General features: G+C 46.1%; 21 protein-coding genes. 14 read left to right on the forward strand and 7 right to left on the reverse strand.

What is annotated here, in order from left to right:
- The first annotated feature begins 4 nt into the window (after nucleotides 1-4).
- From ACE1CM_RS02715 to ACE1CM_RS02740, 6 genes are all read left to right on the forward strand, one after another.
- Nucleotides 5-337: a hypothetical protein gene (locus ACE1CM_RS02715; protein WP_374875866.1), complete on the forward strand. Its 333-nt coding sequence runs from the start codon at nucleotides 5-7 to the stop codon at nucleotides 335-337.
- Between the two features lie 162 nt (nucleotides 338-499).
- Nucleotides 500-1,711: an RNA-guided endonuclease TnpB family protein gene (locus tag ACE1CM_RS02720; protein ID WP_374875867.1), complete on the forward strand. Its 1,212-nt coding sequence runs from the start codon at nucleotides 500-502 to the stop codon at nucleotides 1,709-1,711.
- A gap of 546 nt (nucleotides 1,712-2,257) precedes the next feature.
- The gene (locus ACE1CM_RS02725; protein ID WP_374875868.1) at nucleotides 2,258-3,490 is read left to right on the forward strand and encodes an RNA-guided endonuclease InsQ/TnpB family protein; all 1,233 of its coding nucleotides are present in this window, start codon (nucleotides 2,258-2,260) and stop codon (nucleotides 3,488-3,490) included.
- A 290-nt stretch (nucleotides 3,491-3,780) separates the two neighbouring features.
- Nucleotides 3,781-4,794 carry an LD-carboxypeptidase gene (locus tag ACE1CM_RS02730; protein ID WP_374875869.1) on the forward strand — a complete coding sequence of 338 codons (1,014 nt, stop codon included), beginning with the start codon at nucleotides 3,781-3,783 and terminating at the stop codon, nucleotides 4,792-4,794.
- 379 nt (nucleotides 4,795-5,173) lie between these two features.
- On the forward strand, nucleotides 5,174-6,610 hold the full coding sequence (locus ACE1CM_RS02735; protein ID WP_374875870.1) for a glycosyl hydrolase family 57: 1,437 nt from the start codon (nucleotides 5,174-5,176) through the stop codon (nucleotides 6,608-6,610).
- 234 nt (nucleotides 6,611-6,844) lie between these two features.
- A complete protein-coding gene (locus tag ACE1CM_RS02740) occupies nucleotides 6,845-7,021 on the forward strand; it encodes a DUF2949 domain-containing protein (RefSeq protein WP_307731467.1) in 177 nt (58 codons plus the stop codon).
- Between the two features lie 79 nt (nucleotides 7,022-7,100).
- Here ACE1CM_RS02740 and ACE1CM_RS02745 read toward each other — a convergent pair whose 3' ends face one another.
- A complete protein-coding gene (locus tag ACE1CM_RS02745) occupies nucleotides 7,101-8,441 on the reverse strand; it encodes a TldD/PmbA family protein (protein ID WP_374875958.1) in 1,341 nt (446 codons plus the stop codon).
- A gap of 107 nt (nucleotides 8,442-8,548) precedes the next feature.
- A complete protein-coding gene (locus ACE1CM_RS02750) occupies nucleotides 8,549-10,033 on the reverse strand; it encodes a TldD/PmbA family protein (RefSeq protein WP_374875871.1) in 1,485 nt (494 codons plus the stop codon).
- Between the two features lie 273 nt (nucleotides 10,034-10,306).
- On the opposite strand from ACE1CM_RS02750, the gene ACE1CM_RS02755 reads away from it, so the two are divergent.
- Nucleotides 10,307-11,257, forward strand: coding sequence for an FHA domain-containing protein (locus tag ACE1CM_RS02755; RefSeq protein WP_374875872.1), 951 nt, complete (start codon nucleotides 10,307-10,309; stop codon nucleotides 11,255-11,257).
- 62 nt (nucleotides 11,258-11,319) lie between these two features.
- Here the strand turns inward: ACE1CM_RS02755 and ACE1CM_RS02760 are convergent, their stop codons facing one another.
- Together ACE1CM_RS02760 and ACE1CM_RS02765 are read right to left on the reverse strand one after the other, a co-directional pair.
- On the reverse strand, nucleotides 11,320-11,712 hold the full coding sequence (locus tag ACE1CM_RS02760) for a nuclear transport factor 2 family protein (protein WP_374875873.1): 393 nt from the start codon (nucleotides 11,710-11,712) through the stop codon (nucleotides 11,320-11,322).
- Between the two features lie 53 nt (nucleotides 11,713-11,765).
- The gene (locus tag ACE1CM_RS02765; RefSeq protein WP_374875874.1) at nucleotides 11,766-12,089 is read right to left on the reverse strand and encodes a 2Fe-2S iron-sulfur cluster-binding protein; all 324 of its coding nucleotides are present in this window, start codon (nucleotides 12,087-12,089) and stop codon (nucleotides 11,766-11,768) included.
- Between the two features lie 719 nt (nucleotides 12,090-12,808).
- On the opposite strand from ACE1CM_RS02765, the gene ACE1CM_RS02770 reads away from it, so the two are divergent.
- The 6 genes from ACE1CM_RS02770 (at nucleotide 12,809) to ACE1CM_RS02795 (ending at nucleotide 19,528) form a co-directional block, all read left to right on the forward strand.
- Nucleotides 12,809-13,792 (forward strand): HMA2 domain-containing protein, encoded by a 984-nt coding sequence (locus ACE1CM_RS02770; RefSeq protein WP_374875875.1) that lies wholly within the window; start codon nucleotides 12,809-12,811, stop codon nucleotides 13,790-13,792.
- 37 nt (nucleotides 13,793-13,829) lie between these two features.
- Nucleotides 13,830-14,672, forward strand: coding sequence for a hypothetical protein (locus tag ACE1CM_RS02775; RefSeq protein WP_374875876.1), 843 nt, complete (start codon nucleotides 13,830-13,832; stop codon nucleotides 14,670-14,672).
- 7 nt (nucleotides 14,673-14,679) lie between these two features.
- Nucleotides 14,680-16,983 (forward strand): heavy metal translocating P-type ATPase, encoded by a 2,304-nt coding sequence (locus ACE1CM_RS02780; protein WP_374875877.1) that lies wholly within the window; start codon nucleotides 14,680-14,682, stop codon nucleotides 16,981-16,983.
- Nucleotides 16,984-17,097: 114 nt separating this feature from the next.
- Complete coding sequence (locus ACE1CM_RS02785) at nucleotides 17,098-17,391, forward strand: DUF5132 domain-containing protein (protein ID WP_374875878.1); 294 nt, start codon at nucleotides 17,098-17,100, stop codon at nucleotides 17,389-17,391.
- A gap of 216 nt (nucleotides 17,392-17,607) precedes the next feature.
- On the forward strand, nucleotides 17,608-18,147 hold the full coding sequence (locus ACE1CM_RS02790; RefSeq protein WP_374875879.1) for an HMA2 domain-containing protein: 540 nt from the start codon (nucleotides 17,608-17,610) through the stop codon (nucleotides 18,145-18,147).
- A gap of 1 nt (nucleotide 18,148) precedes the next feature.
- Complete coding sequence (locus tag ACE1CM_RS02795; protein WP_374875880.1) at nucleotides 18,149-19,528, forward strand: hypothetical protein; 1,380 nt, start codon at nucleotides 18,149-18,151, stop codon at nucleotides 19,526-19,528.
- A gap of 398 nt (nucleotides 19,529-19,926) precedes the next feature.
- Here the strand turns inward: ACE1CM_RS02795 and ACE1CM_RS02800 are convergent, their stop codons facing one another.
- Nucleotides 19,927-21,201 (reverse strand): serpin family protein, encoded by a 1,275-nt coding sequence (locus tag ACE1CM_RS02800; protein WP_374875881.1) that lies wholly within the window; start codon nucleotides 21,199-21,201, stop codon nucleotides 19,927-19,929.
- Between the two features lie 431 nt (nucleotides 21,202-21,632).
- Nucleotides 21,633-22,418: a hypothetical protein gene (locus ACE1CM_RS02805; protein ID WP_374875882.1), complete on the reverse strand. Its 786-nt coding sequence runs from the start codon at nucleotides 22,416-22,418 to the stop codon at nucleotides 21,633-21,635.
- A gap of 379 nt (nucleotides 22,419-22,797) precedes the next feature.
- On the opposite strand from ACE1CM_RS02805, the gene ACE1CM_RS02810 reads away from it, so the two are divergent.
- Nucleotides 22,798-23,016 carry a hypothetical protein gene (locus ACE1CM_RS02810; RefSeq protein WP_374875883.1) on the forward strand — a complete coding sequence of 73 codons (219 nt, stop codon included), beginning with the start codon at nucleotides 22,798-22,800 and terminating at the stop codon, nucleotides 23,014-23,016.
- A 1-nt stretch (nucleotide 23,017) separates the two neighbouring features.
- Here ACE1CM_RS02810 and ACE1CM_RS02815 read toward each other — a convergent pair whose 3' ends face one another.
- On the reverse strand, nucleotides 23,018-23,227 hold the full coding sequence (locus tag ACE1CM_RS02815; protein ID WP_374875884.1) for a hypothetical protein: 210 nt from the start codon (nucleotides 23,225-23,227) through the stop codon (nucleotides 23,018-23,020).
- Nucleotides 23,228-23,246 lie beyond the last annotated feature (19 nt).

The following is a 23,246-nucleotide window of genomic DNA, read 5'->3' on the forward strand; positions in this document are numbered from 1 at the left end:
GCGGTTGAACAAGCGCGCGCTCAATTTCAAGCAGGTATCGGAAAATACCAAGGAAGGGAAACCAAGCGAACGCGATCGCCGTCCCTTCTTTGCAGCTTACTTTGACGGCTACTCCCAGGAAAGCTTAAAACCGCAAAACATAGACTGGATAGTCTTTTTAGCCAGCACGTACATTTTAGAACTCGATGCGGTCAAAGATTTTGCCCGCATGGCGAAGGTGTTACCTGAAGACGATCCGAACAGCAAAAACCTCAAACAGGGTATTTTGAGTATCGCTAAGGATGAAACTCGTCACGCTGCGTATCTTTACCTTGAGCAGCATTCATCTCACACCTAAAGATTGCGGGAGCGTGGTAGCCCCGTCAATTTATTGCGGGGCCCAAACGCGACACGAGCAGATTTATCTGCTGTCAATATTAGTTAAGATTAATTAATGTTATTATCCAGGTCAAAGCCAGTGGATTATAATCAAAGTTGATTTAGCAAAAGGTGACAGTAATTGGCTAAAAGCAAGAGTTCATCATTTATCACAGAGATTCCATTAATTGTAGATAGCAAGCAACAGAAAGAACTACTGTCTCGCTTTCAAGCGGCAAGGCAACTGTACAATGCTTGCCTAAGCGAAGCAATGGCAAGAATGAATCTGGTGAGAAACTCAGAAGTCTTTCAACAAGCCAAACAGATAAATAAAGAAATTAAGAAAAAGAGATCTGACGCATTCAGCGCTGCCAGAAAATCGTACAGATACTCTGATTACGACATCCAAGCATACGCAACCATTGTCAGCAATTGCTCAAAATGGATAGCCCAACTGCTTGATTCAAATACCCAGCAAGTTTTAGCCACTCGCGCTTTTAGAGCCAGTGAAAAAGTCATGTTTGGGCGATCCAAAAAGGTTCGCTATAAAGCTCCCTCTAGATTTAGAAGCGTTGAAGGCAAAACCAACAAGCAAGGAATTAGGTGGAAAAACAACAAGGTAGTTTGGGGTAAATTAACCATTACTCCTGACATTGATTATCAAAACCCCGTCATCCAACATGGCTTAAACAGTCCAGTTAAATACGTTCGCCTACTGTGGCGAGAACTCAATGGTAAGCAGCGCTGGTATGTCCAATTAATTAACGAGGGGCATCCCTACCAAAAAGAGAAAAACTATGTTTCCGATGGAATCATTGGGCTAGATATTAATATCTCCAACATTGCTTTTGTCGGTGACAACAAAGCCGGACTGCTAGCTTTCGCTTCGCAAGTACCTAAATATGAAACTGAAATCAAAGCCTTACAGCGTCAGATGCAGCGATCTCAAAGATCCAACAATCAAGAAAACTACGAGGCTGATTTTTCCGCTCAGGTAGGGCGTAAAATTGTTGTCAAGAAAGGTAAGGTAAAATCGGGTAAGCGCCAATGGAAAAAGTCCAAGACAGATCAAAAGTTGGCTCGCAAAAAGCGAGATTTAGAACGGCGTAAAAGCGCTTATGCTAAGTCCCAAAACCGGAAGATCGTCAACGAGATTTTGAGGCATGGTAAGCATATTAAAACCGAAAATGTATCGGTGAAGGCATGGCAGAAGCGATATGGTAAGGCCATTTATGCTAAATCTCCCGGTTTTGTGCAATCTGAATTAGCGCGCTCTTGCTGTAAGTGCTGGCGGGCAATTCATCAAATTTTCTACTTCATGTACTGCACTATCACAAACCCATTTGACTGGTGAGCGGATTAAGAAGAAACTGTCAGAGCGCGTTCACTATGACCTAACAGGAGTTGTGATGCACCGCGATCTTTTTAGTGCATACCTGAGTAGATTCATCAATAATGACGAAGATAACCTTCTATTGCACCTCGCTCAAAGTGAGTGGGAAAGGTCGGAGCCAATCTTAATGCAGGCATGGAAGGAATTTCAAATAAACTGCGAACAATTAGGCGCGCGCCTATAGTAGGCTGAGTCATTCACCCTCGGAGCAGTTCTGCATGAAGCCAGAAACAGTTAGCCAGATAGCTATTAATGAGCGAAAAGCTAACTTTAATTCCTGGCCTGATTCTCCGTCTCTTTAGAGCGGAGAGTGGCTCAATGTAATCTCCGATGAGCGTGTGAGATGAATGCGTGTTTGGTGAGGAGGATTCCCTGACCAATGCTGTAAGCGAGGGAAGGGAATCACGACGAACCAAACAATCTCCTACATATCTTTATGATTAATTGATACACACTGTCGTGATGTGTGTTACCATAAACCTATAAACACGGTAGAGTTAGTCACCGATGTATCACGCAGTTAAAGTCAGAATCTATCCCACACTTGAGCAAGAACAATACTTAGCTCAAGCCTTCGGTAATTGTCGTTGGTTATACAACTATATGCTCCATCTCACGACGAATACCTACAAAGAAACAGGGAAAGGTCTGTCGAAAGCTGCGATGGATAAATTGCTCCCCCAGTTGAAGCATGAGTTTGAATGGTTGGAACTGGCTTATTCTCAATCGTTGCAACGTGTCACCTTCAATCTCTCCACTGCGTTTCAAAACTTTTTCGAGGGTAGAGCTAAGTATCCGACGTTCAAGAACAAATTTGCGAAACAGTCGGTGGCTTATCCTCAGAATGTCAAACTGAAAGTGAGTGAAAACGCAATTAAATTCCCTGGTACATTGGGTGCGATCAAAGCTGTGTTCCATCGTGTTCTACCAACAGGTAAACAAGGGTGTGTCACTGTCTCTAAAACCACTGATGGCAAGTACTTTGCATCGATTTTGTTCGAGACTGGCTCTCAAAAAGTCGAAGCTAAAAACGCGGCTATCGGGGTGGATCTGGGACTGAAAGATTTTGCAGTGACCAGTGACGGTGAAACGCATAACCAATCCAAACGCACCCAGCGCAAATTGAAAAAACTGGAACGCAACCAGAAACGTAAACAACGAAAGCTGGCTCGAAAGAAAGGTCAAAGTAACCGGAATAAAGCAAAGCGCCTTGTTGCGAAAGTGTGTGCCAAGATCGCGAGAATCCGCGAAGATTTCCTCCACAAGCTATCCCGCAAAATAGCCTACGAAAACCAAGTGATTGTGGTGGAAGATCTAGCAGTCAAGAACATGGTCAAAAATCCGAATCTAGCCAAAGCGATCGGCGATCAAAGCTGGGGAATGTTTTTGACGATGTTGAAGTACAAAGCCTCTCGTTATGGACATCAATACGTGGAGATCAATCGGTTCTTTCCATCGTCGCAATTGTGTTCAGAAACGTTGCTCCCGATTCCGATGCTTCAGAACGGGATAGATAGCTTAAACATTCGCTCTGTAGACTGCCCTCACTGCGGAAAACAGCACGATCGTGACATCAATGCCGCGATCAATATCAGAAATGAAGGTTTGCGGATTTTGGCGTTGGGAACCAGCGCTCCTGCCATTGGAGGGGATGTAAGACCAAAGCGATCTGGACGTAAAAAATCTACGATTGCAGAGGCGATCCCCTGTGAAAATGGAAGCCTACACCATACCTGTTAAGGTTGGTGTAGGTAGTTCACGAAGGACTTCAGCGGCGTCTTTCGGATATTGCTGCGGCAGAAATTGTCGCAGAATGGCGACAGCGCAAAGTTAACGCTTTGATAGCGATGGCTAGCAATTTGTTCCAAAAAGGTGGAAAAATCCCCTCAATGGTACAAGAAGGCGCACCGACAGATTTACCCGATGTTGATGTGGCTGAATCTCAGTTAGCTATCGCCTAGTCTCTTAGCCTTGAAATTTATTTCAAGGCTAAGTTGAAGCTCGCTCATAAACACCAAAATTTAAAACTATTGACGATTAAACGCCGTAAATTTATCAAAACATTGGGAGTAGCAGCAGTAACCTCCCAGTTACCCATATCGAGCGCATTTGCATCTCGTAACTGCATAAAACCACCCCGGATAAAACCAGGGGATACGATAGGATTAATTGCCCCTGCGGGTATTGTAGAACCAGAAAGTATCGAACCAATAATCCAAAAATTGGCAACCTTAGAATTAAAAGTAAAATTAGGAAACCACCTGCTAGATCGTTATGGTTATCTAGCAGGAAAAGATAGCGATCGCGCCGCCGATGTCAACTCTATGTTTGCCGATAAATCAGTGCAAGCGATTCTAGCAGTGCGAGGCGGTTGGGGATGCAATCGCATATTACCATTATTAAATTACAAACTCATCCGCAATCATCCCAAAATTATCATGGGGTTAAGCGATATCACCGCTTTACTATTAGCAATTTATACCAAAACTAATGTAATTACTTTTCACGGAATCACCGGCACTTCCACTTGGAATGAATTTTCCCTAGATTACCTGCGGCGAATTTTATTCAACGGCGAAGTGGTAACAATGCAAAATCCCACTAACACCGATCTGCGGGTGGAAACGATTAGAGGCGGAACAGCAAGGGGAAAATTAGTCGGGGGGAATTTATCCGTCTTAGCGGCAATGGTCGGATCTACTTACCTGCCAAAATGGCAACATAACATCTTATTCTTAGAAGATATTAGAGAAGAAGTTTACCGGGTAGACCGGATGCTGACTCAGTTAGAGTTGGCAGGTATATTGTCGCAAATATCCGGTTTTGTGTTTGGAAATTGCCGACAATGCGATCCAGAAGAACCGGATAAATCTCTCACCCTAATGCAAGTCTTGCAAGATCGCATCTCGCCATTAGGTATTCCTGCCTGGTACGGTGCGGCGATCGGTCATATTCCGGATAAATTTACCCTGCCAATTGGCGTGGAGGTTGAAATTGATGCCACTGCCGGTACTATTAAAATGCTGGAAGCGGCAGTAAAGTAATCCAAAGGAACTTCAGGAGCAAAGGAGAAAAATTAATTGCCCTCAATTCACCGCAATTAATATAAATTGATAAAACTTGATAAACAAATATTAAGAACCGTTCGCCTATCAACCAATCGGACGATCCAAGTGGAGGATGTACAATGGTGTAAATTTCAGGTAGTTTGAAAAAGCGATCGCTTACCGCTCAAAACCAGTTAAACCTAACCCTTAAGGGTGAGTCTAGACATACAAAGTCGGCTGGCGAGGACTATAGAATAAGGAAGGCGCTCTAACCAATTTTAAAATCTCTTCTTCCCTCTGGGTGGGAAGCGGTTCGTTAAAAAAATCTTATTGACCCTGAACAATAATGGAAAATTTCTCATCATCTAATAAACCAATGTTGCCTGTTTTACCAGAAATTATTGATGGACTGCCTAATATTTCCGGATGGGAAGAGGAAGTGCAATCCGTTGTGCAACAAAACGCTCCAGTATTTTTACCTAGAACGAATCTGAGATTAAGCGAAATACAGGCAGCATTTGCCATCACGCTGCACATGCACCAGCCTACCATCCCCGCCGGACAAAATGGCGAATTGATTGGCAACCTGCAATACATGTTTGAACATCCCCAGGAAGGAGACAACCACAACGCCGGTGCATTCGCTTGGTGTTATAGTCGCATGGCAGACTTTATCCCCGAATTAGTAGCGCAAGGATGCAACCCGCGCATCATGCTGGACTATTCCGGCAATCTTTTGTGGGGACTTAGACAAATGGGACGCGGGGATATCCTAGAAAACCTCAAGCGCATTACATGCGACCCTGCCTACCAACCTTATGTAGAATGGCTGGGTACGATGTGGAGTCACGCCGTCGTCCCTTCCACTCCCATCCCCGATATCAAACTGCACATCCAAGCATGGCAACATCATTTTGCGGCAATATTTGGTTGGGAAGCATTGGCGCGAGTCAAAGGGTTTTCTCCCCCAGAAATGCACCTTCCCAATCATCCCGATACCTTATTCGCTTTTGTGAAAGCACTCAAGGAATGCGGTTATCGCTGGGTAATGGTGCAAGAACACTCAGTCGAAACCATTGAAGGCTTACCTTTATCTGAAAAATATTTACCCCATCGTTTAATTGCGCGCAACTCCCACGGCGAAACCCTGAGTATTACAGCACTAATTAAAACCCAAGGTTCCGATACAAAATTAGTCGGACAAATGCAACCTTACTACGAAGCCAAAAATTATGCTCCCAAACTATTGGGTAACGTATTAGTTCCGCCACTCGTTACCCAAATTGGCGATGGGGAAAATGGCGGGGTGATGATGAACGAATTTCCCAACGCCTTTAAACAAGCTTGGGACGAAATGGCACAAGGCGCGGGAACCAAAGGCGTTGTAGGAATGACGGGAACCGAATATCTAGAACTAATCGAAGCGGCGGGTTGCGACGGGGATGATTATCCCGCCTGTCAACCAATCCAGCAACACCTAATTTGGCAGCGAGTTTCCCAAGAAAACTGTACCCCCGATGCGGTGGAGAATGCGATTGAGCAATTAAAACAAACCCATCCTAATTTTCACATGGATGGGGCTTCTTGGACAAATCACTTGAGTTGGATCGAAGGGTATGAAAATGTTTTAACTCCGATCAATAAACTCAGCGCTTTATTCCACGAAACACGGAATACTCGCTCTCGCGAAGCACTGCTTTACAATCTTTTGCTGCAAACCAGTTGTTTTCGTTACTGGGGACAAGGAATTTGGACTGACTATGCGCGCGAGATCTATCGGCGGGGGGTAACACCCCCTGTAACAGCTGGTTAATTTTTCTGCTAATGAATCCGGAACAACGGTAATCACCCGGATTAAAGATTCCCAGAGAGGTGGCATTATATGCTGCCATATCCGTAAAGCGATAGGAGCGTCAAAACTAGCGATCGAGATCACATCCAAAACATGATGCGATCGCCTCCAAAACCAGCATTTTAGCTCAGACTCAATAATAACGATTATGGAGGGGCCAACTAACGACCCAATAAAACAATGGAAACCATTAAAATGACCAGATTAATAAACTTTTTACAAGAAGACTTAGCTGTCCCCAATACATCTATATCCCTAGCTATGCGACAAAGTGAAAATTCTACCAGTACCTTACCGATTATTCTGTGGCAGTACGGACTGATCACCTTGTCCCAGCTAGACCTGATATTTGATTGGTTAGAAACAGCATAAGATGGTTAACTCGACTACCTTGAATCGCCGAAACCGGGTTTGTTTAGAAACATAACAAACCCGGTTTCCCATTTAAGGATCAATCCCCAGTAATCGACAACCCATCAACCCAAATTCGCGGACACACACCCCCTGGAGTCACCTTCTCCTCCTTCTCCACAAAAACAATCGACTTCAGGACTTGCAAAAAGTCTCCCGCCACCGTCGCCGAATCAATACTCGTCCACTTACCGTTACTCACCATCCACCCATCAAACGGTAAAGAAAACGAACCTTGCAACGCTTTCACCCCGGCATGGAGTGCTTGCAAGTCATCGACATAAATAATATTTTCAGCAGTATCAAGACTGTACTCCCGTTCCGCCGGATCGCCTGGGAAGGCGTGATAAAAGTGCGATCCAACTGTCACTTTAGCTCCCATATTAGCATGTCCGGTTGGCTGAGCATTCAACCGTTTCGCCGTCCCAGAACTGTGGAGAAAACCCGTTAAAATCCCATTTTCCACCAGATAAACTCGGCGAGTTGGCGTCCCTTCCCCATCAAACGTTTCTGCCGAAATATTCCCAGAATGCAAAGCATCATCGCACACAGAAAGCAGCGGCGAAGCAATTTGCCCTCCCAAAGATTCCGGAGTCGAAAGACTTTGCTTATCCAGAATACTTTGCGCGTTGAACAGATTAGAAAAAGCACCCAACAAATCTAAAAACGCTTCCGGCGAGAAAACCACGCAATACTTACCCGACTTGACTTTTTCATAATTCAAATGAGAGATAGTTTTCTCTGCCGCTTCCTTCAGGCATCCATCAATATCTAAAATATCGACGCTGCGGTTAATTCTAACCGCACCAGCACTGCGAGGTTTTCTTCCTTCTTCCTCTGTTTTGCTGTAAAGATAGATCGAAGCATAGGAGCGAGATTCGTTTCGCAGCGCGCCTTCGCTATTGAGATAAAACTTGTCAATATCTCGTTGCGACAGTCCGTTATAAGGCACGCCTTTAATCGCCGGATGCGCTTCCATGAGTTGCTTCTCAACCGCTATCAAGCTTTCGATTAAGTTAGAAACTGGTGCTTGCGTTGCTTTCTCATTGGGTATATCTGCCACGGGAGCAAAAGCTTCCGGACTAAAATCTGGTACGTGTTCCTTCGCACCAAAAAAACTTGCCTCGTAGGCAGTTTTTAAAGCTAATTCCAGTCCATTGGCATCTACATCTGTCGTGCTGGTAATGCCTACAGTATTATTTTCATTCCAAACTCGAACTGTCACCCCTGAACGCTGGGATGCCTTAACCTGCTTCGGTTCTCCCCGATCTACTTGCACGCTAGTTTCATCGACACTCGATCCATAGATATCGAATTTCTTGATACCGAGTTGCGCGGCTTTTTCCTTGGCGTAAGATGCAATTTCGTTGATACTCGACATAGATTTTGCTAATTGCTCATTGCTCATTGATCATTGGTAATTGGTAATTTGTAATTGATCATAAAATACCTCTTACCTCTTACCTCTTACCTATTACCCATTACCTATTACCGTCCACCTACGGTAATTGAATCCACCTTAATATGCGGTTGTCCAACAGTTGTGTAAATATTACCGCTGACCGAGCCGCAGAAACCGGGGGCGAGGGATAAATCTTGGGAACACATCGAAATCTTGTTCATGATTTCGCTTGCTTCGCCGATGAGAGTGGCTCCTTTTAACGGCTTGGTAATTTTGCCATTTTCAATCAGATAAGCTTCATCGACTCCGAAGTTAAATTGCCCCGTAGCACCGACGCTACCGCCGCCCATCTTTTTGCAGTAAATCCCTTTATCCACAGAAGCGAATAAATCTTCTAGGGCATAATCTCCGGGAGCGATGTAAGTATTTCGCATCCGCGACGCAGCAGCAAAGGTATAATTTTGCCGGCGTCCGCTACCTGTTCTGGGATGTCCGGTACGCAACGAACCTGCTCGGTCTGCTAAGAAGTTTTTCAGGACGCCTTTTTCAATCAATAAAGTGCGTTGAGTCGGCATTCCTTCATCGTCCATATCGACGGTGCCGAAAGCGTTTTCCGAGCGTCCTTCGTCCCAAGCGGTTAAACTTTCGTGGGCAATCTTTTCGCCTTTTTTATCGGCAAAGGGAGTCGTCTTGCGTTCAATTTGAGTTGTTTCTAACAAGTGTCCGCAAGCTTCGTGGAAAATTACCCCGCCAAAGTTATTCGCCATGATAATCGGGTAAGTTCCCGATTCCACGTAATCGGCGTAGAGCATTTTTCCAGCTGATTCTGCTACTTGTTCCGCCGCGCCCTCGTAATTCCAATTTCTCAAGAAATTAGCATCGCTAGTAGTACCAGCACGTTCGTTGATTGAGGAACGATTTGCCCCGTCGGCGCACAACAAGTTATATCCTACCGATTGTGTCAGACGGATATCGCGGGCAAAAGTCCCGTCGCTGGCGGCAACTAACACTTCTTGCCAATCTCTAAAATAGGTGGCGCGTCTGGATTGCACGTGGGAGGCTTTTTGCTTTAGCTTGTCATTCGCAGCGAGCAGAATTTCTCCCATTTCCCGCATCGAACTGCATGAGGCCAGCCAAGTATCTTTTCCTTTTTTTGTAGCGTAGTCTCGCAGGAGTTCCAAGTTTATTTCCGGAATATAGGCATTGGGTGCCGGGAGTTGCAATCCCAGAATCGAAAGACCTTTTTCTAACGCTGATTTTAATCCAGAGAATGATAAATCGTTGGTGCTGACGTAGCAATCAGCTTGGGAGCGAAACACGCGCACTCCTGCGCCCGTGGTAAGGCGGGGTGCGATGCTGGTAATGGCGTCGTCTTCTGCGAGGCAGCTGATGTAGTTGACGCGCTCTAAGAAAAATTCGATCAAGTCTGCACCTGCGGCACGTCCCAATCCCAGCAGGGTAGCTAAGGGAGCTTCCCAAGTTTGATCGAAGCGCGCGGGTGTAGGGCTATATTGCAGCGTCGGCAGTTGCTGAGACAGAAGGAGAGTACTCGAATAAGTAGAGAGCGTCATCGGTGGGCGTCCTTGCTCTTGGGTTGATTGACTTTTCTCACGCTTATATAGTTTAACAAATCATTAAAGCCTTGCCAGACAATGACTTGGCAGCCTAAGCTATAATCTGGGCAAATTACGGATTGGTTGTTAAAGTAGCCAAGTCTCCCTAGTTTCCCCCTATCCAATCAGTGCATCTCCACGCCAACAAACCGCTAAAACTCTCCTAAATTAGAGATAACTTTACCTGCCCGTTACAGCGTGCTACCTCCGGAATTATTCAACCAACCATTTTTGGTAATCCAAATCTCAAACGGTTATTGCTGCCTACCCTTGGTGGGCGGTACTAGCTGGTCTATTGGGCGGAGTGGGGATAACAATTTGGTCTTGCCAGATCGGTTAATCTCCCGCCATCATGCAGTATTACAGTGTAACGAGGAGGGCGGATTTTATCTGCTCGATTTAATTAGTAGAAATGGTTCGTTTGTCAATGGGTGTAGGGTTATTGTTCCTCTCAGGTTACGCCATGGCGATCGGATAAAATTTGGCAATACTAATCTAGCCTTCTGCTGCCTCAGTACAAACCTCGTGCTAGATGGAACATCAACACAGGATACCAGCAATACCCAAATCGGGACGCGGTTCGTTTGGCGTCTAGCCTCGGTAATGGTTATCGATATTCGCAATTTAAAGTTATTAACTCAGCAAATAGACAAACAAATCCTCGCCTCCTCCCTCGACACTTGGTATCGAGAGATTACGAATATTATTACCTCCTTGGGTGGCTTAGTAGACAAAAATGTCGGCGGCAATGTCGGAGTTATCAAAGCTATCTGGTTTCATCGCTATCATGGGTTCAATAATGTAGATATTCTCCAGGTTTTTCAAGCCATCAGCGCCATCAACAAACGTACAATCCAGTTAAATCGAGAGTCCTTACCTTTCCGGTTAAGCATCGGGGCAGGAATTAATACGGGGTATGGACTCGTTGATAATATGAGGATTGGCGAACGCCTCTACTACTTATCTTTAGAATCTACCTTTAATGCGGCTTCTCTTCTTGGTTCTGCTACTCAAGATGTTGGGCGCGACTTAGCTTTAGCCGAAAGCACTTACAAATATTTATCGATGTTAAACAACCTTGAATCTATTTTTCAGCAATATACCGTTAATCTCAAAGGCTACAACAATCCCGTAGTTACTTACGCGGGTTTGTTTGCCGATCTAGATCGGTTTTTCCAGTAAATTTTAACTCAGATCTTGCACCAGTCGCCAGACGAGGCAGAGCCTCCCCAGGGGTTTCTGCCTCAAGATCGCATCACGGGACTGGCGTGATGATTGATTAAATACCACTTCTGCGCCATGCGCTCAAAGATATTTGTTGCTAGGGACTGCGCTTGCATTCTCCTACCGTTGATAACTTGAAAGACATTTTCAACCAGGACAACGTAAGCAATATCGCCCCTGACTTCGGCGACGACTATTTCTAGTTCAACTTCGATGTAATTTGTATTCTTAAATATCTGCTCCCAAGAATAGCGAATGTCTTTCCAACCTTTGAGCGCTTGCCATCCAGGATGAACGCAAATCGTCGCCACTCCTTGCGACCAAACGCTGCTCATCGCTTCGATATCTTTTCGTTCAAAAGCTCGATAAAAAGCTTTATTCGCTTCTAATACTGCGGTTTTATCCTCGTTCATTGCTAATTTCAGATTTTAGATTTTGGCAGCATGACAATCCTGTTTCCCTCTCCCTATTTTTTATAATAAAGTGACGATTGATACAGAATTTTTTCTTGATGGGTATATAGCGTGCAATCGGATAAAGGGTAAGCCACGCAGGTAATCGTGTACCCGGCTTCAATTTCTTCAGGACGAAGAAATTTTTGCTCGCTTTGATCTACCTCGCCACTGACTAACTTGGCGACACAGGCGGAACACTCGCCGATTTTGCACCCGGATGGCAAGCGAATACCAGCTGCTTCTGCCATATCGAGAATATATTGATCGTCTGGTACTGCAATTGTACGGTCTAAACCGATTGCAGGATTTAGGAGACGGACTTGATAAACTGCCATTTATCTAACTGTTAACCAAAATATGGGATTTCGGGTTGGTTCAATAAATAATTATGATGCGATATGCGTAGCCAGTCTCGCTCACGCTCTCCCACCCGCCCCTATATTAAGTTTTTTTGAAATATCCCATAGCTTACGCCTATTGTTATAGCTAAAACAGCACTTTGTTGGCGTGCGATCGCCTACAGCCACAATTGTTTCAGGCTCTGCTGTGCTACGCTATACAATTGCAAATTAAAATAAATCTTCCCAGCAAAATATACGCATTAAGAAAATTGGTGTTATATTTAAGCTTACGTAAAGAGGAGCTTAACCTGCTGTTAACCTCCGGCTGTACGAGGGCAAGTCCCAAGGCCGCCAAAAGCCGCCCCAGGACGCGCAATCGGCAAGCTCAGCCATTAGAGGGGAAAAACGCTGTCATCAGAGGATGTCTTCTACACCATAAGTTAGAGATTGCTCATAGAGACGGCAACCAAGCATGGGACGCTGCTTTCAACTTGTAGTACTGGTTGGGAACCAAGGGGGGGCAACGCTAATGTCACAAAATGCTGTGCTGGTGCCATTCACCAAAACTTCTAAGACACAGTTCTGGCACTACCGCTTCATCCGTATTAGGAGTGGGGTCGTTGGTTTGAGATGTTGAAAACAGCGGCAAGAGTGCCGTTGAGAAACCATCGACCCGCGATACCAGAACTGAATCATTAGGAGAAAAACAAAAAATGACTGGGAACACTGTACAGTCCGCTGAGAGTGGGCTAGAAGTTGTACATGCTATGCCTGGTCGAGTGCGACTGCGTGCATCTGGCAGCAGTTTGCTCTTGGCTGATTATTGGGAAAATCGACTGGAAGACTTTGCACAACGACTGCGACAAGAAGAGGGCGTCTGCAACGTCAACGCGAATATACAAACTGGCAGCTTGGTCGTTACGTTTGATGAAAATACGCTGTCTTATTCGCAGATGTTTGCAGTGCTGAAAAAATGCGGCGTTGCAGCAGCGACAGAATTTCCAGATGAAGAAGATGGGACAAATGGGTTTTGGCTGGATTCGACTCAGCTGGAGTCGGTCATCCCTTTAATTGCCGGGGCGCTGATTACTGGCGGTTTGGGAATTGGCGGCTTACCAGCGATTCCAGTTTACCTGCTGGCTGCGGGTACAACTCGTCAGTTGATCGAACAGTTTGAGGAAGGGGAGAAAGAGGAGGACGCGGGGACGCGGGGACGCGGGGACGCGGGGACGATTTCGCTGGTCAAGCAAAAGATTGCTTTCAGCGTTGTTCATGCGGTGCGGGGACGGATACGGTTTCAGGTGTCGCGGCTATTTCAGGACGGTATTTATGCTAGCCGACTGGAAAAACTTGCCGCAGCTGATAGCAATATTACCAGCGTGCGCGTGAATCGAGCGGCGGCTTCGGTGACTTTCACCTACGATGCCAAAGCGGTTGCGGAAACTGAAATCCGTTCTCGTTTGGTCGAGTTAATTCAGCGTGCGGGGGAAGCGTTTAAGCCGACTTCTTATACTGCGACACCTGCTGTGGCAGAAAATACCAACAGCCAAAGCCTTCAGGCGCGTGTAAAGGCAAAATCTCCTCCCATCCGCCCACTTGCCCACCTGCCCCATAACCCCCCAAAAATTACCTATTTAACTGGGCTGAAGCCGCCAGCGCTCAATTTAATTTTGAACTTCATGGCGCACGTTTACTGACAAGCTTGAGTCAGCGTCTTGCATGGGAGGCCAAGCTATGCTAAGAGCGAAGATTAAATCGACGAAACAGACACAACCAATTCTGGATTCGCTTTGGCAAGCGCTTTTATGGTTGTGGCGTGCTTGGAGCAAGACACTAAAGCCAGAGGCGGGGACTAAACGCCAAGTTGCACCGCTGTTCTTTTCTCCTAGCGAGCAAGTAGCCTACAGCGTTGTCCATGCAATTCCCGGACGAGTTCGGTTTCGGGTATCAAGGCTTGTCCACGATGCAGAATATGCCCATCGCTTGCAAATGTTGGCTGAATCTGACAGCAACATTACCGGCGTGCGGATTAACCGCAACGCAGCATCGGTGGCGTTCGATTATCAATCCCCCCCATTGGAAATATCCGATCTTGTGAGTTTGATTCAGTCTGCTGGGAAATATATTGAGAAAGATTGGCTGACTCAACGGCGGAAAGGAGAAACTTTGCAATGGAGAGATGGGGAGATTTTCTCTGTCTCATACCAAAGCCACGGTCACCCTGAAGGGTGGGGCTACACAGGCGAAGCCCGCCGGCGCGGGCTGGAGAATGGCGGCGATCGCTGCCCTCACCCTGAAGGGTGGGGCTATACAGGCGAAGCCCGCCGGCGCGGGCTGAAGAAGAATGAGGGGGAAATATTGCCGGGTTTGGTAATATCTGATGACAGACAAAGTTCAGAAAAAAATTTACTTGAGCCGATTGCTAAGTTGATTATTCTGGCTTGTTCGTTGGAGGTACGAAAAGCTGAAATTCCATCAAGTTGCTGTTTGCTCAAAAGTCAAGCTGGAAAACCGCTTTATGGCGGGGCGAAAGCTTCCCGGATCGTTAAACTTCGCAAACTTCACGTTTTAATTTGAGGGAAAAATGGAAGAAACTTCACAGGTCATGACACTGCATCCGCCACCAGTTGCCCTACATTCGGCGAACGGAAATGGCTTGGCTAACGGTCACAAAAATGGGCATGGTAAGGGGAAAACTTACGCCCTTGCTAAGCAAGAAATAGCGTGTAGCGTTACCCATGCAGTCAAGGGACGGGTGCGGTTTCGAGTCCCTCGACTCGGTTACGATGCAGATTATGCCCAACGGTTGGAAAGTTTAGTCGCATTAGATACTCGAATAAAAACGATACGGATAAACCGCGCGGCGGCTTCGGTGGCATTCACATACGAAAACAAAGGAGTTTCGGATGGAGAAATGGGAAGTCAACTACAAAGGTTGATCGAGTTAGCGAAGACAGCAATTGTATCGGAACATACTCCTGTTCAACAGGCAAAAGCGGAACCGTCAGAGGAGAGCAGCTGCTGGGCGGGGATGAAATTACCAGCGATCGCTTCAACTTTAGCACTCCTGGGCGGGCCGTTGGGTTTACCAATTCCAGCTGCAATTATCGCCGGGACAATTGCAATTACTGCATTGCCAGTGGCAAAACGCGCCTGGGAAAGCATCACCCAAGAACGGCGATTAAATATCGACTTTTTAGACTTATCGGCAATTGTGATTACCACTTGCCAAGGTCACTTTATTACCCCGGCGCTGATGTTGAGTTTAGTCGAATTTGGCGAAGCAATTCGAGAGCGGACGGCGCGAGCTTCTAAGAAACAAACCCTCGATTTACTCGACTCTTTGGGACAATTTGTCTGGGTGGAACGAGACGGGAAAAAACAAGAAATTTCCATCAAAGAAGTGGTGCGGGGCGATACGGTTATTGTTTACCCCGGCGAACAAATTCCCGTGGACGGTCACATTATCCAAGGGAAAGCATTAATTGACCAGCAAAAGCTCACCGGCGAGTCGATGCCGGTAATGCGAGAAACTGGGGAAGAAGTTTATGCTTCAACCTTGGTGCGGGAAGGGCAAATTTATATTCTGGCAGAACGAGTCGGTGCAGATACTAGGGCGGGACAAAGCATCCGGTTAATGCAAGAAGCACCGATTCACGATACCAAGATTGAAAATTACGCGGCGAAAGTTGCCAACCAAGCGGTAATTCCGACATTATTATTAGGCGGGATTGTGTTTGCTGGAACTCGCAACTTGGCGCGGGCAGCTTCAGTTCTCACCCTCGACTTTGCAACGGGGATAAGGGTTTCAGTTCCCACAACTGTTTTGGCAGCGCTGAGTTATGCCGCGCGACGGGGGATTTTAATCCGCAGCGGACGTGCTTTAGAACAGTTAGCTAAAGTCGATGCGGTTGTGTTCGATAAAACAGGCACTCTGACTCAAGGGGATGTGGCAGTTATTGGGGTGAGAACTGTATCTTCGGCGCTGAAAGATTGGGCAAATCCAGAAATGCGGTTGTTAGAACTCGCCGCAGCTGCTGAAAAACGTTTAACTCACCCGGTTGCATCGGCAATTGTGCGCTACGCTGAAGATAAAGGCGTTAATAACCTGACTCGCGGCGAGTGGGAGTATCAAGTGGGTCTGGGCGTCAGGGCAGAAATAGACGGGCAGGTCGTGTTGGTAGGCAGCGATCGCTTCCTGCGCCTTGACCGTGTGAGTACGGAACCTCTGTACGCAGAGCATCCAGAAATCAAAACCAACGGGGTATCGTCGATCTTCGTCGCCAGCAACGGCGAATGTTTGGGGATTGTGGAATATACAGATCCCCTACGGAAAGAAACCCCGGAAGTGATTCGGGCGCTAGCAACGGCAGCAGGTATGGAAATACACATGCTCACCGGGGATAGTCGCCAACGCGCCAACGCCGTAGCTGCCCAATTGGGTATCCCGCCAGCGCAAACCCACGCCGAGGCATTTCCAGAAGATAAAGCAGCTGTAATTAAACAGTTGCACGCAGCAGGCAGAACAGTTGCCTTTGTCGGCGATGGGATTAACGACTCCGCCGCCTTAGCTTATGCCGATGCTTCGGTTTCCTTTGCTGATGGATCGGATGTAGCGCGGGAAACCGCCGATGTGGTGTTGATGAGTAACGATCTGCGGGGTTTGGTGGAAGCTGTTGCGATCGCTAAACAAGCGATGCGATTGATCCATCAAAATACTAGCATCGTGATTGCACCAAACCTGGTTGCCCTCATCGCCGCAGCAGCGGTTGGGATTAGCCCCTTAGCGGCAACTATCGTGAATAATGGAACCAGCGTCGTCGCTGGGGTGAACGGTTTGCGCCCGCTGATGAACGGGAAAAAAAAGCCAAAGTCGTCGCTTGTCTGACGACTGACGGAGGGCGGGTTTAAATAAATTGTGGATAATTGCATCAATAGTAGGTAAAACCCGCCCCTACACCACTGAACCCTTGAAAGATTTGTAACTGTAAGGAGAAACACAATGGCATTTAAACCAATTGAATTAGTCGAAGATATGGGGACCCCCGGTATCGTTGCGGGCGTGGGAGCGATCTTTTTAGCCCCATTACTGATTCCAGCAGTCGCTAAAATTGGCAAACCAATTGCCAAAACAATTATTAAAGGCGGAATTGTCGCCTACGAAAAAAGCAAAGGCGCTTTTGCTGAAGCTGGGGAAGTTTTCGGCGATATCATAGCCGAAGCTAAGTCTGAACTGGCGCTGGACGAGCAAAAGGTACTGGAAACAAATTCTCATCCTGAAGCGCCGAATACGTAAGGTTACTAGGGGTAGGGCAGGGGAAAGTTGTTGATGCCTTGCCCCTATACCGAAAAGATTTTTTAATGAACCACAGAGGCACAGAGTACGCAGAGAGAAGAGGGAAGAAGAGAAAAAAAGAGTTGATTTCAATGGTTAGGGATTTAAGAATTAAGATTTAAAATTAGTTCAATCTAAAGTTTGAAGTTAGATAGTAGGCAGAGAGAATCAAGAGCAATGAATGCAACAGCTTTAGTAAAGAGAGCGACACCAATTGAAAGCCGCATGGTCAGTTCTACCCCTGGGCGGATGCGGTTTAAAGTAGCTCATCAATACCGCAATTCTAAGGCGCTGGAACCGATTACTCAAGCGTTAAAGTCTCAACTGGGGATTTATGATGTGAGGACAAATCCCCAAACCGGCAGCATTACTATTATGCACGCGCCTGAGCATGTTAGCGGTGAAGATGTTTACGCTATGTTGCGAGATTTAGGCGTAATTTTCGCCGATATCGCTGGCGGCAGATCCGAGGTAGCATCGAATATTACGTCTGCTGTTTATGACCTGAATCGGCGAGTGAGAAAAGGAACAAATGGTGTGGTGGATCTGCGGATATTAATGCCCCTGGCACTGGGGGCGCTGTCGATACGACAGTTACTGGTTAGAGGTCTGCAATTAGAGATTATTCCTTGGTACGTTTTAGCATGGTATTCTTTTGATAGCTTTATCAAACTCCACTATACCAGCGAGCCGCAACCGCGCAGGGAGAATGAGTAAAATGGCTCTAAAATCTGGTTTAAAAGTATTACATGCAATGCCGGGGCGGGTGCGTCTTGGCGTTACAGGCGGCAGTAAAACAGATGCATATTTATTGTCTGACCAATTGGATGCCCTGGCGCAACGATTGCAGCAGCAAGAAGGTATCCGCAATGTCAGCGCCAATGCAAAAACTGGCAGTCTGACGGTTAATTTCGATCCCTCGACGCTGTCTTTATCCCGTTTGTTGGAACGACTTCAACAATGGGGTGTTTTGGCAAGTGCTGCGCTACCTTCCCAGCAACCGAAACAAGATTTTTCATTCTTGCAGTCTGGTGATTTTTGGCAAGAGCAACTGACTACAATTATCCCGATTGTGGCGGGATTGCTGATAGTCCGGGCGCTGAAATTACAGGGTTTGTGGACAATTCCTGTTTACGTGATAGCGGCAAGTTTCACCCGCAAGCTGATGCAGCAGGTGGAAAGAGATATTATCATGCCTTTGGCAGTTGGGGAAACTCAAGCAAAATCAAAAGTAAAAGTTTCCCAATCTGAAAATAAGGTTAATCAAAATGGGGATGAACCTGCCTCGATTCAGCCAGAGATAATCCCAGCATCTCAACCGCTACAATTCGATAATGATGGACATTTGGGAAATGCGATCGCTTACCGCCTCGCCCACGCCATTCCCGGAAGGTTGCGCTTCCAGGTAGATCGAGTTGCTACGGATTCCGAGTATGCGCGTCGCCTCGAACTGTTAGCACAAGAAGATCCTTGGGTTACGAGTTTGAGAATCAACCGCAAAGCTGCTTCTGTCACCTTGACTTACGCCGCAGGTGCTTCCAAAGATACTAAGGGTGCAGTTGCCCGCGGGGCAAATTTAATTCAAGCCGCTGGCGAGGTCGCCGTGCCAAGTTTAATGGCACCATTTATACCAACACCACCACCGCCAACAAAGGCAGAAGAGATAGACGCTTCCTCAACGCTTGCAGATCCGGATGCTGGGGAAGAAGCTGTATTAGCTTCTCCCGAATCGACAGCAGCCGAAACTGGGGGCGCTTTAGCGCCTACTACGAACGGTGAAGAAGACGGGGGCGCTAAAGCGCCTACTACGAACGGGGCGATCGCTGATTCACACCCGAGAACAGAAGTATCGGAAAGTACTGATGATGACCGGGATATTACTGAAGCAACAGCAGCGGAAGTCGAACCGCCAACCGAGTCATCAGACAACGAAAGCACAAACTCAAACGAACTCACGGAAGAAGAACCATCGATATTAGCTCCAGCCGTAGCAAAATTTTACTCTCGGTTGAAGCAATGTATCGCCAAGATAGTTAGTCGTTTATCATCCGTTGAATGGTTTCAAGTTCATCCCAGAGATGCACCCAACGCCATTTAATCGCAACAAATAACTGAAATTATTGTGGGGTGGGCCGGAAAGCCCGCCCTATTTTTATTTAAAATTGAACGATAGCTTGAATAGTGTTAATCGCTCAAAATGGATAACGATTTACTAGCATTTATCGCGGGTGTAGGTTTACTGATTCTGTATCTAATCTTTTCTGCCATAACCGAAATGGGAACAAAATTACCTTGGAAAAAATAGGCTATTTAACAATACCTTCGCCAAAATCCGACACCCTTAAGGGTGTCGCTATACAAACAAAGGCTGCCTCCGCAGCCTGTAGGAATTCTAGCCTGCGGAGGCAGGCTTTGTTTGTGTAGCCACATGCTTTCTTCTTGTGGGCGCTTCAGAAAATTGGCGAAGGTATTATTAGAAAAACCGGGTTTCTGATGTTATTGCTGCGGTTCTACAATCGAACCCATAAATAACAAAGTACCCGTTTGATTATCTCGAATTGCCACAAAGAACGGACGATCTACAACCATGTTAAATGGTTCATCTACCGGCATTGCAGATGTTGTCCTAATTTCAACAGAAGTCACCGCTGCGGCTTCGGTTCCTTCTTCATTTATCTCGACAAATGTTTTGTGTTTGACCTCATTAATATTGACAGGAGTCGAGGTCATCCCGGTAAAATTAGCTCGGTCTTGAAACGCGATACCCATCCCCAATGCTGCCAAAGTTTGTTTCAGACTAATGTCATACTCTAATTTAAAGCGGGGTAAAACAATCGAACCTTCTCTATTCCTAAATTGTTTAATCCATTGTTCCCAGTTTTCTAGTGTCAGGTTGCTGTAAAAAGATTGCAGCGTCACGTTAGGTTTGGGTAGAAAAACATACATGCTCATCCGCCGCGATCCGTAGGGCAGACTAATTGCCTGAAACGATTCATTTTCGTAATAGCGAAATCTGCCAAACTGGGACATTAACGGGTGCTGTTTGCGCGTTCCGTTGAGCAAGGTAAAAGGACGTTCTTTAGTGGCGTTTTTGGGGAATTCATCAGTCCAACTGCCTTTAAAGTAAATTGCGTTGATCAGATAAAGCACTGCATTGGGACTAATTCGGTCGATAATGGTAGGAATTTTGCCCTTGGTATTCTGGTTTACCCAATTGTTGATTGTCGATACCGCATTGGGCTTGTTGAAATTTAGATTGGTAATTTGTGCTTTGTAGAAATCTTTGTTTCTTTGGAGGAAATCTGGCTTAAAGTTGATTCCTTCTCGCGCCCAGAGGGAATTGGCAATAGTTAGCTGAACTTTGGGGTCTGGATTGGTTAAAATTTGGCTTAAAGCGAGCTGTGCTTGGTTAATTTCATCCAAACTCATGCCTTGGAATTCTAAAGTTTGAGCTATTGCTTGCTGGGTAGAACCGTTGGCGCCGTTGTAGGTCATGGCGAGAGCGATCGCAACGCTGGTAGGCGAAACAAAAATGTTCTGGCTGCTGTTTTGCTGGAAAATTTCCGAAAACAGTTTAAAGCCAAACTTAGTATTCGCTGCAACTAGCTTTTCATTCATAGTACTTGCCTGCTTAACCAAAGTGGTATTCGTAACATCAGCAGATGCTGGCATTGGTTTTGTCATCGATAACCCTGCAATCGAGCCCAGCGCCGCTAAAGTGATAATAGCCGCAAGCACGATGCCCCTGGGATTGAGTAATTGCTTTTTCATTGCTCAAATATAAAACTTTTTCTGCCAAAGTTGGATAAATAATCAGGCGAATATTGATTCAGGAAAGTTCCCCTCTGTCTTAGAACTGTCAGAAACCGGGTTTCTTGCTTAGCTACATCATTAGATCTATTGCAAAAATATTTGAGGCGGGCGAGACGCCCACCCCACAAGAAATGTATTGCCCGCCCACTCCATAAGAAATGTTGGTCGATTTGTGGGGTGGGTAGTATTGCCCGCCCACTCCATAAGAAATGTTGGTCGATTTGTGGGGTGGGTAGTATTGCCCGCCCACTCCATAAGAAATGTTGGTCGATTTGTGGGGTGGGTAGTATTGCCCGCCCTTGCCAGAAGAATGTGAGTGAATTTGTGGGGTGGGCGTCTCGCCCGCCCTTGCCATCTTCTGAAAAGGACTTTTGCCAGAGGTCTATTGTCTAATCGCTTTCACCTACCCCAAGAGGTATCTTAATCTCAACATCTTCCTGCCTCAAACTTAACCAAGGATGACTGGTAATATCCAACGGGGTGCCAAGTCCTAAGTCGTAGCGGGTTGTGGTTTCTCCTGTTTCCAGGTTTTTGATAAACGGTTTTCCCGTCCAAATTTGGCAACTGCACATCGGTTTTTGTTCCACAAGTTCAAACCCTCCCTCTATGGGTTGTAATGGGAAAAATTCGATGTGCCAATGACCGGGTTCAACTACTACATAGTTTGGGGTTTTTCCTTCTGCTATTGGTACTGGTAATTGGTCGTAGGGATGGGATAAGTTTACTTGCGCGATCGCTGTCGGCATAAAATCAATATCCATCACCTCAGTACTCATCCCCATATTTCGGGCAAATTCCATTACCTGCTGCCAATCATGAACCGACTCGGTATCCCCGTACAAACAAGAGTTTTCCCCAAAACAGTGTCCTCCCAACAACCAAATTAGTTTGGCGAGGATGGTTTCGACTCGTTGGCGATCGCATCGTATAATTTCCACATCTTCCGGTAACAGCATCCGTCCCGGTACGCACCACCAGTACTCCCAAACCGTAGTAGAATTGAGCGGAATCAACCGCCTGACGATACCGGGAATGCGTGAGCGCCGCTGTATCCCCCTAATTTCTTCCGGCGATGCTACTCTGATATCTGGCAGGGGACGCTCCAAGTTCTGCTCTAAGGGATGTTCCGGCGCCAACGCCAATTCCTCTGAAATAAAACTATTGAATTCCAACATAGACTATCTGCTGCTCCTATTTGATAACCCCGCCTATTACCTTTGTTTAGTGTTATTTTCAAGGGGTTAATTGCCCCTTCTTTTCAGTTCAGAATTGTTTTTGTTGTTACAATACGCGCTCCCTCCGAATTAAAACTGCCGTAACTTACGACACTTCCACCCATACATTTTTTCAGCCAACCAGCCACATTTTACTGTCGTTGCGAGCATTTATAGCCAAGAAGCTATTTCATAACTATGTATCAAAATTTACTCATTATAGTTTTAAGTTTTACTACGATTGTTCACAATAAGTTAATTTTAACCTCACATCTTCTTCATAATTTTATCGTATTCTCACAATCAAGCTTTAGACTCTTCGATTCCACGAGAGGTTGCCATGAATACTTGTCCTTGTTGCTCTAATCAACTACTCCGGCACGCTCGACGAAGTGGTGTATACTGGTTTTGCCCCAGATGCTGGCAAGAAATGCCTGTGGTTTCGGAACATATCGCCAATAGCGATCGCGGCTTGCTACCCAAGTCGCGCTTTGGTAATATTTCGGCCTCACTTGGCAGTAATTTATACAAAGAAGTGGCTGCACTTTCGGTAAGCTAATTTAACCATCTTCGTCTTCAATTAGCTCTAATAAAGCAGACAAAGTTTGTTCAAAATCAGCTTCTAACTGTTCTTTGATAGGATTAAATTCGTGAGCGAAAGGTCGATTTTCAATTGGCTCGTTAAAGACTTCAAGCATAGTTTTAATTGCTTGAAGTCTTGCTGCAAGCACTTTAATTTGTTGCCATTTATCATCAGAAAAATTAGTCACTGCTTCTCTATCAAGGGAG

It is taken from the genome of Microseira sp. BLCC-F43, assembly GCF_041929235.1.
Classification (GTDB): domain Bacteria; phylum Cyanobacteriota; class Cyanobacteriia; order Cyanobacteriales; family Aerosakkonemataceae; genus Microseira.

Bases quoted from the DNA above. Each gene is read 5' to 3' on its own strand.
- ACE1CM_RS02725 (WP_374875868.1), top strand. From the start codon at position 2,258: ATGTATCACGCAGTTAAAGTCAGAATCTATCCCACACTTGAGCAAGAA.
- ACE1CM_RS02735 (WP_374875870.1), top strand. From the start codon at position 5,174: ATGTTGCCTGTTTTACCAGAAATTATTGATGGACTGCCTAATATTTCC.
- ACE1CM_RS02740 (WP_307731467.1), top strand. From the start codon at position 6,845: ATGACCAGATTAATAAACTTTTTACAAGAAGACTTAGCTGTCCCCAAT.
- ACE1CM_RS02745 (WP_374875958.1), bottom strand. From the start codon at position 8,441: ATGTCGAGTATCAACGAAATTGCATCTTACGCCAAGGAAAAAGCCGCG.
- ACE1CM_RS02750 (WP_374875871.1), bottom strand. From the start codon at position 10,033: ATGACGCTCTCTACTTATTCGAGTACTCTCCTTCTGTCTCAGCAACTG.
- ACE1CM_RS02760 (WP_374875873.1), bottom strand. From the start codon at position 11,712: ATGAACGAGGATAAAACCGCAGTATTAGAAGCGAATAAAGCTTTTTAT.
- ACE1CM_RS02765 (WP_374875874.1), bottom strand. From the start codon at position 12,089: ATGGCAGTTTATCAAGTCCGTCTCCTAAATCCTGCAATCGGTTTAGAC.
- ACE1CM_RS02770 (WP_374875875.1), top strand. From the start codon at position 12,809: ATGACTGGGAACACTGTACAGTCCGCTGAGAGTGGGCTAGAAGTTGTA.
- ACE1CM_RS02775 (WP_374875876.1), top strand. From the start codon at position 13,830: ATGCTAAGAGCGAAGATTAAATCGACGAAACAGACACAACCAATTCTG.
- ACE1CM_RS02780 (WP_374875877.1), top strand. From the start codon at position 14,680: ATGGAAGAAACTTCACAGGTCATGACACTGCATCCGCCACCAGTTGCC.
- ACE1CM_RS02785 (WP_374875878.1), top strand. From the start codon at position 17,098: ATGGCATTTAAACCAATTGAATTAGTCGAAGATATGGGGACCCCCGGT.
- ACE1CM_RS02790 (WP_374875879.1), top strand. From the start codon at position 17,608: ATGAATGCAACAGCTTTAGTAAAGAGAGCGACACCAATTGAAAGCCGC.
- ACE1CM_RS02795 (WP_374875880.1), top strand. From the start codon at position 18,149: ATGGCTCTAAAATCTGGTTTAAAAGTATTACATGCAATGCCGGGGCGG.
- ACE1CM_RS02800 (WP_374875881.1), bottom strand. From the start codon at position 21,201: ATGAAAAAGCAATTACTCAATCCCAGGGGCATCGTGCTTGCGGCTATT.
- ACE1CM_RS02805 (WP_374875882.1), bottom strand. From the start codon at position 22,418: ATGTTGGAATTCAATAGTTTTATTTCAGAGGAATTGGCGTTGGCGCCG.
- ACE1CM_RS02810 (WP_374875883.1), top strand. From the start codon at position 22,798: ATGAATACTTGTCCTTGTTGCTCTAATCAACTACTCCGGCACGCTCGA.